General features: G+C 63.3%; 14 protein-coding genes. 8 read left to right on the forward strand and 6 right to left on the reverse strand.

Going from position 1 to position 13,200, the window contains the following annotated elements; translation table 11 throughout:
- Positions 1–20 precede the first annotated feature (20 nt).
- Genes ACK3BK_RS18765 through ACK3BK_RS18785 form a run of 5 tightly spaced genes read left to right on the forward strand, consistent with a single transcriptional unit; the run spans position 21 to position 4,103 of the window.
- Positions 21–827 carry an alkaline phosphatase family protein gene (locus tag ACK3BK_RS18765; protein WP_125931639.1) on the forward strand — a complete coding sequence of 269 codons (807 nt, stop codon included), beginning with the start codon at positions 21–23 and terminating at the stop codon, positions 825–827.
- Positions 824–1,663 carry an ABC transporter permease gene (locus tag ACK3BK_RS18770; RefSeq protein WP_411383062.1) on the forward strand — a complete coding sequence of 280 codons (840 nt, stop codon included), beginning with the start codon at positions 824–826 and terminating at the stop codon, positions 1,661–1,663. Before ACK3BK_RS18765 ends, ACK3BK_RS18770 begins: the two co-directional genes overlap by 4 nt.
- Positions 1,653–2,447 (forward strand): ABC transporter permease, encoded by a 795-nt coding sequence (locus ACK3BK_RS18775; protein WP_054895577.1) that lies wholly within the window; start codon positions 1,653–1,655, stop codon positions 2,445–2,447. Before ACK3BK_RS18770 ends, ACK3BK_RS18775 begins: the two co-directional genes overlap by 11 nt.
- The gene (locus ACK3BK_RS18780) at positions 2,447–3,436 is read left to right on the forward strand and encodes an ABC transporter ATP-binding protein (RefSeq protein ID WP_288377372.1); all 990 of its coding nucleotides are present in this window, start codon (positions 2,447–2,449) and stop codon (positions 3,434–3,436) included. The genes ACK3BK_RS18775 and ACK3BK_RS18780 overlap by 1 nt, the downstream gene beginning before the upstream one ends.
- 13 nt (positions 3,437–3,449) lie before the next feature.
- Positions 3,450–4,103 (forward strand): HAD family hydrolase, encoded by a 654-nt coding sequence (locus tag ACK3BK_RS18785; RefSeq protein ID WP_411383063.1) that lies wholly within the window; start codon positions 3,450–3,452, stop codon positions 4,101–4,103.
- A gap of 63 nt (positions 4,104–4,166) precedes the next feature.
- On the opposite strand, the gene ACK3BK_RS18790 is transcribed toward ACK3BK_RS18785, so the two are convergent.
- Entirely contained in the window at positions 4,167–5,129 is a 963-nt protein-coding gene (locus tag ACK3BK_RS18790) for an NAD(P)H-quinone oxidoreductase (RefSeq protein WP_411383064.1), read from the reverse strand.
- A gap of 141 nt (positions 5,130–5,270) precedes the next feature.
- Between ACK3BK_RS18790 and ACK3BK_RS18795 the strand changes: the two genes are divergently transcribed.
- Together ACK3BK_RS18795 and ACK3BK_RS18800 are read left to right on the forward strand one after the other, a co-directional pair.
- Complete coding sequence (locus ACK3BK_RS18795; protein WP_186667070.1) at positions 5,271–7,352, forward strand: carboxy terminal-processing peptidase; 2,082 nt, start codon at positions 5,271–5,273, stop codon at positions 7,350–7,352.
- A gap of 120 nt (positions 7,353–7,472) precedes the next feature.
- Complete coding sequence (locus ACK3BK_RS18800) at positions 7,473–9,227, forward strand: GGDEF domain-containing protein (protein ID WP_186711497.1); 1,755 nt, start codon at positions 7,473–7,475, stop codon at positions 9,225–9,227.
- A 3-nt stretch (positions 9,228–9,230) separates the two neighbouring features.
- On the opposite strand, the gene ACK3BK_RS18805 is transcribed toward ACK3BK_RS18800, so the two are convergent.
- The 5 genes from ACK3BK_RS18805 to pcaQ form a co-directional block, all read right to left on the reverse strand.
- The gene (locus ACK3BK_RS18805; protein ID WP_186667074.1) at positions 9,231–9,608 is read right to left on the reverse strand and encodes a hypothetical protein; all 378 of its coding nucleotides are present in this window, start codon (positions 9,606–9,608) and stop codon (positions 9,231–9,233) included.
- Positions 9,605–9,964 carry a helix-turn-helix domain-containing protein gene (locus ACK3BK_RS18810; protein WP_411383065.1) on the reverse strand — a complete coding sequence of 120 codons (360 nt, stop codon included), beginning with the start codon at positions 9,962–9,964 and terminating at the stop codon, positions 9,605–9,607. Before ACK3BK_RS18810 ends, ACK3BK_RS18805 begins: the two co-directional genes overlap by 4 nt.
- Before the next feature lie 89 nt (positions 9,965–10,053).
- On the reverse strand, positions 10,054–10,494 hold the full coding sequence (locus ACK3BK_RS18815; RefSeq protein WP_063545813.1) for a YkvA family protein: 441 nt from the start codon (positions 10,492–10,494) through the stop codon (positions 10,054–10,056).
- 291 nt (positions 10,495–10,785) lie between these two features.
- A complete protein-coding gene (locus ACK3BK_RS18820; RefSeq protein ID WP_186667077.1) occupies positions 10,786–11,529 on the reverse strand; it encodes an FKBP-type peptidyl-prolyl cis-trans isomerase in 744 nt (247 codons plus the stop codon).
- 144 nt (positions 11,530–11,673) lie between these two features.
- Entirely contained in the window at positions 11,674–12,606 is a 933-nt protein-coding gene (pcaQ, locus tag ACK3BK_RS18825; protein ID WP_186667079.1) for a pca operon transcription factor PcaQ, read from the reverse strand.
- Between the two features lie 149 nt (positions 12,607–12,755).
- On the opposite strand from pcaQ, the gene ACK3BK_RS18830 reads away from it, so the two are divergent.
- Positions 12,756–13,181: a DcrB-related protein gene (locus tag ACK3BK_RS18830; RefSeq protein ID WP_186667081.1), complete on the forward strand. Its 426-nt coding sequence runs from the start codon at positions 12,756–12,758 to the stop codon at positions 13,179–13,181.
- Positions 13,182–13,200 lie beyond the last annotated feature (19 nt).

Consider the following 13,200-nt stretch of genomic DNA (forward strand, 5'->3'; position numbering starts at 1 on the left):
TATTCCTCTGCGGAGCCAACATGCAACACAACGTCATCCTGGTCCTGCTCGACGGACTCAACCACCAGGTCGCACACCACGCCATGGGCCACCTGCACGCCTACGTCGAGGCCGACCGCGCCGCGCTGTACCGCGTGGAATGCGAACTGCCGTCACTGTCACGCCCGCTGTACGAGTGCATTCTCACCGGCGTCGCGCCGATCGACAGCGGTATCGTGCACAACAACGTCAATCGCCTGTCCAACCAGCGCAGCGTCTTCCACTACGCCCGCGAAGCCGGGCTGGGCACTGCAGCTGCGGCCTACCACTGGATGAGCGAACTGTACAACCGCTCGCCCTTCGATCCGATCCGCGACCGCCATACCCACGCGCCCAAGCTGCCTATCCAGCACGGGCTGTTCTACTACGCCGATCACTACCCCGATTCGCACCTGCTGGCCGACGCCGAGTACCTGCGCCGCCGTCATGCACCGAACTTCCTGCTGGTGCACCCGATGAACATCGACGATGCCGGCCACCGCCACGGCCTGGACAGCAGCCAGTACCGCAACGCCGCACGCAGCGCCGACATCCTGCTGGCCGACTACCTGCCACTGTGGCTCGAAGAGGGCTACCAGGTACTGGTCACCGCCGACCACGGCATGAACAACGACCGCTCGCACAATGGCCTGCTGGCCGAGGAACGCGAGGTGCCGCTGTTCGTCTTCGGCGACGCCTTCAGCCTCGACCCCGCCGCCAAGCCCCTGCAGACCGAGCTGTGCGGCACGATCTGCGAACTGCTCGGCGCGGCCCACGACAAACCGGTCTGCCGGGAGTTGCTCAAGTGAATTCCAGCCACCGCGGCCGTCACCTGGCCCTGCTCTGCCTGCTGCCCTTCGCCATTTTCTTCATCATCTTCCAGATCGCCCCGCTGGCCTGGGTCGCCATCGCCAGCCTGCAAAACGAAAGTGGCTGGGGCCTGGACAACTTCAGCAAGATCTTCGCCTCGAAGTTCTACCTGCAGGCCATCGAACGCAGCCTCGAGATCAGCTTCTGGTCGAGCCTGTTCGGCATCGTCATCGCCACCCTCGGCGCCTATTCGCTGCGCCAGGTCGATTCGCGCCTGCGCGACTTCGTCAGCGCCTTCGCCAACATGACCAGCAACTTCGCCGGCGTGCCCCTGGCCTTCGCCTTCATCATCCTGCTGGGCTTCAACGGCGCGCTCACCCTGGCGCTCAAGGAGATCGGCCTGCTCGGCGACTTCAGTATCTACTCCAAGACTGGCCTGATCATCGTCTACACCTACTTCCAGATTCCGCTGGGCGTGCTGCTGCTCTACCCGGCTTTCGACGCCGTGCGCGAAGACTGGCGCGAATCCGCCGCGCTGCTCGGTGCCAGCCACTGGCAGTTCTGGCGGCACATCGGCCTGCCGGTGCTGACCCCGGCACTGCTGGGCACCTTCGTCATCCTGCTGGCCAACGCCCTGGGCGCCTACGCCACCGTCTATGCCCTGACCACCGGCAACTTCAACGTGCTGCCAATCCGTATCGCCGCCCTGGTGGCCGGCGACATCACCCTCGACCCGAACCTGGGCAGCGCGCTGGCCATGGTGCTGGTGGGGCTGATGACCCTGGTGACGGTGGTCCATCAATGGCTGCTGAAAAGGAGCTACCATGCGCGCTGAATCACACAAGGGCGGCTGGTACCACCGCGCCGTGGTGTACCTGCTGTTCCTGATCCTGCTGTTACCCCTGGCCGGCACCCTGCTCTACTCATTGGCTACCAGTTGGTCGGCGAGCCTGCTGCCCAGCGGCCTGACCCTCAAGTGGTACGTGCAACTGTGGAGCGAGCCGCGATTTCTCGCCGCCTTCGGCCAGTCGCTGATCGTCTGCGTGGGAGCGTTGGTACTGTCGGTGGTGCTGATCCTGCCGCTGCTGTTCGTGGTGCATTACCACTTCCCCAAGCTCGACGCGCTGATGAACATCCTCATCCTGCTGCCCTTCGCGGTGCCGCCGGTGGTGTCTTCGGTGGGGCTGCTGCAGTTGTACGGCAGCGGGCCGATGGCCATGGTCGGGACGCCGTGGATCCTGATCGGCTGCTATTTCACCATCGCCCTGCCCTTCATGTACCGGGCGATCACCAACAACCTGCAGGCGATCAACCTGCGCGACCTGATGGACGCCGCGCAACTACTCGGCGCCAGCACCTGGCAAGCCGCCCTTCTGGTGGTGCTGCCCAATCTGCGCAAGGGCCTGATGGTGGCGTTGCTGCTGTCGTTTTCCTTCCTGTTCGGCGAATTCGTGTTCGCCAACCTGCTGGTCGGCACCCGTTACGAAACCCTGCAGGTCTACCTGAACAACATGCGCAACAGCAGCGGCCACTTCAACAGCGCGCTGGTGATCTCTTATTTCGCCTTCGTGCTGGTACTGACCTGGGTCGCCAACCGCCTGAACAAGGATAAATCCTGATGAGCTTCGTCAGTGTCCAGAAACTGCAAAAGAGCTACGCCGGCAGCCCGGTCTTCGAAAACATCGATTGCAACATCGAACGCGGCGAGTTCGTCACCCTGCTCGGCCCCTCGGGGTGCGGCAAGTCCACCCTGCTGCGCTGCATCGCTGGGCTGACCCCCGTAGACAGTGGCCACATCCTGCTCGACGGCCAGGACATCGTGCCGCTCAGCCCGCAGAAGCGCGGGATCGGCATGGTGTTCCAGAGCTATGCGCTGTTCCCCAACATGACCGTTGAACAGAACGTCGCCTTTGGCCTGCGCATGCAGAAGGTCAAGGCCGAGGAGAGCCAGGCGCGTGTGCGCGAGGCCCTGGAGTTGGTGGAGCTGGGCAGTTTTGCCGGACGCTACCCGCACCAGTTGTCGGGCGGACAGTGCCAACGCGTGGCGCTGGCCCGTTCGCTGGTCACCCGCCCGCGCCTGCTGCTGCTCGACGAGCCGCTGTCGGCGCTGGATGCGCGTATCCGCAAACACCTGCGCGAGCAGATCCGCGCGATCCAGCGCGAGCTGGGGCTGACCACCATCTTCGTCACCCACGACCAGGAAGAGGCGCTGACCATGTCGGACCGCATCGTCCTGATGAACCAGGGGCGCATCGTCCAGAGCGGCGACGCCGAAACCCTCTACACCGCACCTGTCGACCTGTTCGCCGCCGGTTTCATCGGCAACTACAACCTGCTCGACGCCGACAGCGCCAGCCGCCTGCTGCAGCGCCCGGTCAGCGCACGCCTGGCGATCCGTCCCGAGTCCATCAGCCTGGGCCTGGACGGTGAACTGGACGGCCAGATCCGCAGTCACAGCCTGCTCGGCAACGTGATCCGCTACCGGGTCGAGGCGCGCGGCGTGGAGGTGGTGGTGGATGTGCTCAATCGCTCGTCTGCCGATCTGTACGCCGACGGACAGCGGGTGTCGCTGTCGATCGATCCCACCGCGCTACGGGAAGTGGCTTAAGGAGATTCAAGCAATGGCACTGGCGATTTTCGATCTGGACGAAACCCTGATCCACGGTGACTGCGCGTCGCTGTGGAGCGAACAGATGGCCCGGCTGGGCTGGGTGGACGGCAAGGAATTCCTGCGTCGCGACCAGGAACTGATGGATGCATACGGCAAGGGCCACCTGCAGATGGAGGACTACATGGCCTTCAGCCTGGAGCCCATCGCCGGGCGCACGCTGGAGGAAGTCGAACACCTGGTCGAGCCCTGGGTGGAGGATGTGATCGAGCCGATCATCTATGGCGATGCCTGCCGATGCATCGCCGAACACCGCAAGAAGGGCGACCGTATCCTGATCATTTCCGCCTCCGGCACGCACCTTGTCGGGCCGATCGCTGCACGCCTGGGGGTCGACGAGTACCTGGCCATCGAGCTGGAGGCGATCAACGGCGTGTACACCGGCAAGACCCACGGCGTGCTGACCTACCGCGAGGGCAAGATCACCCGCTTGCTGGAGTGGCTGGACCAGGAGCAGGAAAACCTCGAAGGCGCGAGCTTCTATTCCGACTCACGGAACGATCTGCCGCTGTTATTGAAAGTGGACCATCCGTTTGCCGTGAATCCGGATCCGGTGCTGCGTGAACATGCCCAGACCAATGGCTGGCCTGTATTGAGCTGGTCCTGAGTTCCATCGCCGCTGTGCCGGCCTCTTCGCGCCCCGACTTGCCCGCGAAGAGGCCGGGGCCGCTTAGGTCAAGCCAGCGTCGATCACCATCACCAGCTTGCCGGACACCTGGTTGCTCTCAAGCTCGGCATACGCCGCCTGGGCGAACTCGACCGGATAGGTATCGACCAACTGTGGCGACAACCGCCCTTCGGCGAACAGCGGCCACACCTGCTGCTGCAGGTCGCGCAGCAACTCGGCCTTGAAGCCATCGTCACGGTTGCGCAGGGTGGAACCGGTGATCTCCAGGCGTTTGCCCAGCACCAGCGCCAGGTCCATTTCGAACTTGCGCCCGCTCATCAGGCCGATGATCACCCAGCGGCCGTCGCGGGCCAGCAGGTCCAGGTTGAGCGGGCCATAGCTCGCGCCTACCGGGTCGAGGATCACATCGAACGGCCCGAACCCCTTGAGCGCGTCGAGGTTCTCGTTACGCACCACACCTCCTGCGGCACCCAGTGCCTTGCAGTAGTCCAGGCGCTCCTGGGAACCGACGCTGACCCATACCGGGCAACCAAACGCCTTGCCCAACTGGATGGCCGCAGAGCCCACACCACTGGCACCGGCGTGCACCAGCACCTTCTCACCCGCCTTGGCCGCCCCGAGCTGGAAGATATTCAGCCAGGCCGTGGCGTACACCTCGGGCAGCGCGGCTGCCTCGTGCAGGCTCAGGCCCTCGGGCACCGGCAGCACATGGCGGGCATCCACAACCACTTCCTCGGCCATGGCACCACTGGCCAACAGCGCGCAGACCCGATCGCCCACACGCCAATCTGCCCCCGCACCCACCTCCTCGATCACCCCGGCGCACTCCAGCCCCATATAAGGGCTGGCGCCGGGTGGCGGCGGGTACAAACCCTTCATCTGCAACAGGTCGGCGCGGTTCAACCCGGCCGCAGCCACTCGAATGCGTACCTGCCCCGCGTCGCACACCGGACGTTCGGCTTCGACCCAGGCTACATGTCCGTCAACGCCTTGCAATGCCTTCACAGTGCCTCCATAGTTGAGTCATGACTGAGCCCGGGATCACCATGTCCCGGGTTTTTTGCAGTATTCAGCCGGTTTCATGGAACCGGCGTACGGAAAAGACGGCCTACTATGCGTGATCAATTGCCCCCACGTCGAATCAGCATGAAGCATTTCCTTCCCAGCACCGCCCTCGCCCTCATGGTCGGCCTCGGCAGCCTCACGCTCGGTGGCAATGCGGCCGCCGCCAACAAATGGGACAGCCTGCAGCCGGACCGCGACGAGATCGTCGCCAGCCTCAACGTGGTGGAGCTGCTCAAGCGCCATCACTACAGCAAGCCGCCGCTTGACGATGCCCGCTCGGTCATCATCTATGACAGCTACATCAAGCTGCTCGACCCGTCGCGCAGCTATTTCATGGCCAGTGACATCGCCGAATTCGACAAGTGGAAGACGCAGTTCGACGACTTCCTCAAGAGCGGCAACCTCGATCCCGGCTTCACGATCTACAAGCGCTACCTGGACCGTGTTAAATCGCGTCTGGACTTCGCCCTGGCCGAACTGAACAAGGGTGTCGACAAGATCGACTTCACCGTCAAGGAAGACCTGCTGGTCGACCGCAAGGACGCTCCGTGGCTGAAGAACGAGGCCGAGCTCGACGACCTGTGGCGCAAGCGCGTCAAGGACGAAGTGCTGCGCCAGAAGCTGGCCGGCAAGGATCCCAAGCAGATCCAGGAAACTCTCACCAAGCGCTACAAGAATCAACTGGCGCGCCTGGACCAGACCCGTGCCGAAGACATCTTCCAGGCCTACATCAACACCTTCGCCCAGTCCTACGATCCGCACACCAACTACCTGTCGCCAGACAACGCCGAAAACTTCGACATCAACATGAGCCTGTCGCTCGAAGGCATCGGCGCGGTGCTGCAGAGCGATAACGACCAGGTCAAGATCGTACGCCTGGTACCGGCCGGCCCTGCCGCCAAGACCAAGCAGGTCGCCCCTGCCGACAAGATCATCGGTGTCGCCCAGGGCAACAAGGAAATGGTCGACGTGGTCGGCTGGCGCCTGGACGAAGTGGTCAAGCTGATCCGTGGCCCCAAAGGCTCGGTGGTACGCCTGGAGATCATCCCGGCGAGCAATGCGCCGAACGACCAGACCACCAAGATCGTTTCGATCACCCGCGAGGCGGTCAAGCTCGAGGAGCAGGCGGCGAAGAAGTCGGTGCTCAAGCTCAAGCAGGACGGTCGTGACTACAAGCTCGGCATCATCGAGATCCCGGCCTTCTACCTCGACTTCAAGGCCTACCGCGCTGGCGATCCGGACTACAAGAGCACCACGCGCGACGTGAAGAAACTGCTCACCGAACTGCAGAAGGAAAAAGTCGACGGCGTGGTCATCGACCTGCGCAACAACGGCGGCGGCTCGCTCCAGGAAGCCACCGAACTGACCAGCCTGTTCATCGAGAAAGGCCCGACGGTATTGGTGCGCAACAGCGACGGCCGCGTCGACGTACTCGAGGACGAGAACCCAGGCGCCTTCTACAAGGGCCCACTGGCACTGCTGGTCAACCGCCTCTCGGCCTCGGCCTCGGAGATCTTCGCCGGCGCCATGCAGGACTACCATCGCGCACTGATCATCGGCGGCCAGACCTTCGGCAAAGGCACCGTGCAGACCATCCAGCCACTGAACCATGGCGAGCTGAAGCTCACCCTGGCCAAGTTCTACCGTGTTTCCGGCCAGAGCACCCAGCACCAGGGCGTACTGCCGGACATCGACTACCCGTCGATCATCGACACCAAGGAAATCGGCGAAAGCGCCCTGCCCGAAGCCATGCCCTGGGACACCATCCGCCCGGTGGTCAAACCGGCAGCTGATCCGTTCAAGCCATTCCTGGCCCAGCTCAAGGCGCAACATGAGGCGCGCAGCGTCAAGGACGCCGAGTTCACCTACATCCGCGACCGCCTGGCGCTGACGCAGAAACTGATGAACGAGAAGACCGTCAGCCTCAACGAGCAAGACCGTCGCACCCGTCACGACGAGATCGAGGCCAAGCAACTGGCGCTGGAGAACACCCGACGCAAAGCCAAGGGCGAAGAGCCGCTCAAGGAACTGAAGAAGGTCGACGAAGACGCCCTGCCCGAGGAGAAGGACGACGCCAAGCCAGAAGATGATGCCTACCTGGCCGAAACCGGTCGTATCCTGCTCGACTACCTGCGCCTGAGCTCGCAGGTGGCGAAGAAATAAGCGACTCGATCAGATGATGGCAGATTAATGTGACCTGTCATCAAACAGTCATCGCACTGTCGTGAAATAGAAGGGCCGGACGCCAAAACGTCCGGCCTTTTCATTTTCAGGAAACAGTCCATGACCGTCACCGAACAGCTCAGTGCCTTGAGCGCCATCCTGGCTCAACGCAGCATTCACAGCCTGTTCCAACCGATCATCTGCCTTTCCGAGCGGCGCATCCTCGGCTATGAGGCGCTCAGCCGTGGGCCGTCCAACAGCCCTCTGCACTCGCCCCTGAACCTGTTCGCCATCGCCCGCCAGGCAGGGCGCCTGAGCGAGCTTGAAGTGCTGTGCCGGGAGAACGCATGCCGGCGCTTCAGCGAGCTGGGGCTCGAAGGCAAGCTGTTCCTCAATGTCTCGCCCGAGTCGCTGCTGGAACCCCACTACCCTTCCGGGCGTACCCTGAAGATGCTCGAGCAGGTTGGTCTGCAACCCAGCCGTGTGGTGATCGAGTTGACCGAACAAACCCCCACCGACGACTTCCAGTTGCTGTCCAACGCCCTGCACCACTACCGGGACATGGGGTTTTCCATTGCGCTGGACGACCTGGGGGCAGGTTACTCGAGCTTGCGCCTGTGGTCGGAGCTGCGTCCGGACTACGTGAAGATCGACCGTCACTTCATCGATAGCATCCATCAGGACCCGCTCAAGCGCGAATTCGTCGGCTCCATCCTGCAGATCGCCCGCGCCTCCAAGGCCCAGGTGATTGCCGAGGGCATCGAACTGGGTGAGGAGCTGACGGTACTGGCCGATATGGGCGTCGACCTGTTGCAAGGCTACCTGCTCGGTCGCCCGCAAGAGTTTCCCCCACGCGACGGCCTGAATCTGCTGCCGCCTGCGCAAGGCTGCGCGCTGGTGATCAGCGAGGAAGGCGGCGACCTCGCCGCACTGCTGATCGAGCAGCCTGCGGTTGCGCTGGATACGCCAACCCAGCAGGTGCTGGAGGCCTTCCGCCGCCAGGCCAATCTCAATTCCCTGGCCGTGCTCGACGCCCAGGGCCAGGCTTGCGGTATCGTCCATCGGCATTCGTTGTCCGACGCGCTGCTCAAGCCATTCGGCACCGACCTGTTCGCCCGCAAGCCGATCAGCCGGCTGATGAACGAGGACTTTCTCGTGGTCGAGCGCAGCCAGTCGCTGCAGCAGGTCAGCCGCCTGCTCACCAGCCGCGCACGGCAGCGCATCGAGGAAGATTTCATCATCACCCATGGTGGCCGCTACCTGGGGCTGGGGCGCGTGATCGACGTGCTCAAGTTGATCACCGAGCAGAAGATCCAGCAGGCCCGCTACGCCAATCCACTGACCCTGCTGCCAGGCAACGTGCCGATCCGCCAGTGCCTGACCCGCCTGCTGGAGCAGCAGCGTGCAGCGGCGGTGTGCTACGTCGACATCGACAGCTTCAAGCCCTTCAACGATATCTATGGCTATGCCCGTGGCGACGAGGTGTTGCTGTGCCTGGCCCAATGCCTGAACGACAGCGTCGATCCGCGCCGCGACTTCGTCGGGCATATCGGCGGTGATGATTTCATGCTGGTGTTGGGATCGGCCGATTGGCGCGAGCGTCTGCACACGTTGATCGACAATTTTCTACGCGAATGTCGACGCTTCTACCGCAGCGAGCACCTGGAGGCCGGTTGCTTCATCGCCCACAACCGCCAAGGGCAGCGGGAGACCTTCCCCTTGCTGTCGCTGTCGATCGGCGTGGTTTTGCTGCGGCCGGAGTGCTGCGCCAGCCTGGATGCGGCGCAGTTGGCCGATCTTGCTTCGCAGGCAAAGCGCCAGGCCAAGGATACCGCCGGGCCCAGTCTGAGCCTGATCGATACCGGGGTGTCGTAGCCCCTACCCTGCCGTCACTTCTTCGGGGTAAGCGAACTCGAACACCCGCACCACTTCGGAGGCATGCCACGAAGCCGCCTCCATACCATCGACGGGCCCTGAAAACCGCCCCAGGCGCTCGACACATTCGAAGAAGCCGGTACGTGGCAGGCGGCTGGCCCCCTGGCTGATCACCAGCGAGCTGCGCAGCGGCTGCTCGGCACGCGCATCGATCATCGCCAGGTATTCCAGGGCGGCGGTCAGGGTCTGCATGGCGGGGGTGGGCAACTCCAGGCGCTCGAGCAGCGCCCTGTAGGTGAGCAGGTGGCGTTGACGGCGGGCCAGGTCAAGCTCGTCCAGCAGGCGTTGCCATTGCTGACGACTGATCCTGACCTGACTCATGATGGCTCGCTCCAGCCGGCGATCCCCAGGTGCCATGCCAGGCTGCGCTGGATCGCCGCATCGGGCACACGTTCGCCCGACTCGATCATGGCCAGGTACGACGGGCTGATGCCAACGCTGCGGGCCAACTGCTCGGGGGCCAGGCCCTTGGCCTGACGCAACTGCGCCAGCTCACCCAAGGCAGGCAAGCTGGTGCTTTGCTTCGCGACTTCGCCGCGACCCTCACTGGCCGCAGCCTGAGGTTCGTCGGCATTGACTGGCGCCTGCCCCGCTGCGGCTAGCAGTGCCTGGTACTGGGCCCAGGGAACAACCGCATACTCGGGCTGACCGTCCCGACTGATGACCTGAATACCCATACAACCCCCTTACTGCATGTAATCCGTCGGCATAATGCTTATGCCAATTATATGACCAAGTGCGGGAGTCTGTGCAGATCAGGCCAAAATCAAGGGTGAGGACGTTCCAGGCGTAACGCTTCCGGGCTGTCCGGCAGCCGCTCGACCACACGCAGGCGCTCGGGTGATTGGCTGTCGCGCCAGGCCTTGAAGCGCGCCAGCTCGTCGCCGACGGTCTTCAGCACCCACCCCAACACGGCGATGTCATCGAGAAAACCGACACCGACGATCCAGTCCGGAATGGCATCCAGGGGGCTGACGAAATACAGCAGGCCAGCGACGATGGTCACCAAGGCCTTGGGACTGACGGCACGGTACTCGCCACGCCACCAGGCCAGACACAGGCCTTGCATAAGGCGCAGGTCGTCACGCAACTGGCCCAGCTTGGGGCCCTTGCGGGCCACGGCGAACAGCAACGCAGGCAGGCGGCCACGGCTGAGCAGGCGCTCGGCCAGCGGCAGAAAACGGGCAAAATTCCAGGGTGCGCTCATGGTGTCTCCAGCATCAGCCAGGAAGGTTATCCACATTTATTGTGGATAACCTTGTGAACAGGGCAGCGTTTTAGGGCGCTAGGCGCCCACGGAGCAAGGGTCTCGCTCAGATCGGGCGTTTTTTACACAACCGTTTCAGAAAGGCAAACGATTTGCGTCAGACGTATGGTTGGCTACGCGTCAAGGTGCCTCATGCTCAGACAGTGAGACACCTGCAGCGTTCGCGTCAAGCGTGCGACCAAAATGAAAACGCCCCGTCGAAACGGGGCGTCAGGTGCGGCAGTTGCCAGATTACTTGGCCGGCGCTTCGGCAGGCTCGGCAGGTTCGGCGTCCAGCTTGCTCGGGTCCTTGATGGCCAGCAGCTCGAGGTCGAACACCAGTACCGAGTTCGCCGGGATCAGCGGGCTCGGGCTCTGGGCGCCGTAGGCCAGCTCGGCCGGGATGTACAGCTTGTACTTCTCGCCGACGTGCATCAGTTGCAGGCCTTCGACCCAACCTGGGATCACGCCGCTGACCGGCAGGTCGATCGGGCTGCCACGCTCGATCGAGCTGTCGAAGACCTTGCCATCGATCAGCTTGCCTTCGTAGTGGACGGTAACCACATCGGTCGGCTTGGGCTGCGGGCCATCGGCCTTCTTCACGACTTCGTACTGCAGACCCGAGGCGGTGGTGACCACGCCCGGCTTCTTGGCGTTGTCCTCAAGGAACTTCTTGCCCTTGGCGGCCGCTTCCTCGCTGGCCTTGGCCAGGCGCTCCTCGGCGCGTTTCTGCAGCGCGGTGAAGGCTTCTACCAGTTCTTCGTCCTTCAGACGGGCTTCTTTCTTGCCGACTGCATCCTCGATACCCAGGGCCACCGCTTTGGAGTCCAGGTCATCCATGCCTTCCTGCGCCAGGCTCTTGCCCATGTTCAGGCCGATACCGTAGGAGGCCTTCTGTGCTGGGGTCTTCAGCTCGACGCTGCTGGTCTGAGCGTCGCAGCCAGCCAGGACCAGGCCTACCAGGGCAACCGCAGCCGCCAAACGATGCTGTTTCATGCTATTTCCTTGTTCATGCGCCATGAGGGCAATCAGGGTAAAGCCGCGAGCTTATCAGGCGGCCATGACCAATGGCTACCGGCATAGGAGCGGGTTTGTGCCAGGAAGTTCCTGTATGAAGGGATGTTCATCCCACGGTGAAAATCAAGGGTAGCTGCCGGCCCGGTATTCGCCCGCCACTTCCCGCAATACCTCGCACACCCATTGGGCTGCCAGCCCCTGCGGCAGGGCCGCGTTGCGGCAGATACCCACCGAGCCTCCCGGTTCGCGCACACCCAGATCGAGCTCGACCAGCTCACCACGCTGCAGGTCGATCAGCACGGCGTCACGCGGTGCCACCCACACCGCATCGCTGCCCAGCAGGTAGCGCCGGCTCAAGGCCAGAGACAGGGTTTCCAGGCGTTGCCCCGGCATCTGGATACCGCACTGCACGAACAGGCTGTCGGCGTGCAGGCGAATGGTGGTACCTGCTGGCGGCAGCACCAGTGCGTAATCGCCGACCCGTGCCCGATCCAGGGGTTGGCGCGCGAGTAACGGATGGCCAGGACGCACCACCAGGCTCATGGACTCACTGTACAGGTGCTCGAACGACAGGCCCTGGATCTGCGGGCTGTCGGTCATCCGCCCGACCACCAGTTCCAGTTCGCCTAGGCGCAGTTGCCCCAGCAACTGCGCACTGATCCCGGTGACCACGCTGATCACCAACGCCTCATGACGCTGATGCAGGCGACACAGCACCTCCGGCATCAGCAACCCCTCGACCGTCGACAGCACACCTATGCGCACCTGCGACGGCGCCCGGGCCTCACCGCGCACCGTGCTGACACCTTCGCGCAGGGCCTGCACGCTGGGCCCGGCGTAGCGCATGAAGCGGGTGCCCGCCGAGGTCAGCTCGACGCCCTGGCGGGTGCGCTCGAACAGACGCGTCTCGAGCAAGTCCTCAAGTTCCTTGAGCGTCTTGGAAATGGCCGGCTGGCTGATCGCCAGGACATCGGCCGCCCTGGCCAGACTGCCCTGACGGGCGATCTCCAGAAAGCACAGCAGATGGCGGTACTTGATGCGGGTATCGAGGTTCATGCACGGCAGTGTAACGGTGTGCAGGAGGGCTGCAAGTCGTCTATGAATATCCTTTCCTACAACGACTCGATCCCATTCTGACAATGCGCAGCTTGCCCTCAAGCCCCTGGATTTGTAGGGTGCAGCTTTCCCCGGCAAGGAGCCAACCGATGTCGCTCTACCAAACCCAGGACCTATCACTAGACCTGGGCGCAGAGCTGCCGCAGGACAGCAGCATGAACATGCTGACGTTCCCGGAGCGCGGCACCACCTTGGTGATCGCCCGCAGCCCGCTCCCCGCAGACCACTCCTTCGATACCGTCTACCGCCAGCAGCTCGAACAACTGCGCAGTCGCCTCGATGCACACATCACCGAGCCTCAAGCCACGACCTGCGGCATGGCGCAAGCCATCCAGGGCCTGGAAGTCGGCCTGCAGTTCCAGCGTGGCGAAATTCGCTCGCACCAGCGTCAACTGGCCTATCCCCATGTGCAGGCACAACGTCTTATGGTGCTGAGCTATAGCAAGGAGACACCGCTGACGGAAAACGACCTCATGCACTGGCAAGCCATCAAGGCGAGCCTGCAGACACGCTGACACCCCTCCAGCTAGGAAG

It is taken from the genome of Pseudomonas sp. L7, from assembly GCF_046605565.1.
Lineage (GTDB): Bacteria > Pseudomonadota > Gammaproteobacteria > Pseudomonadales > Pseudomonadaceae > Aquipseudomonas > Aquipseudomonas wayambapalatensis.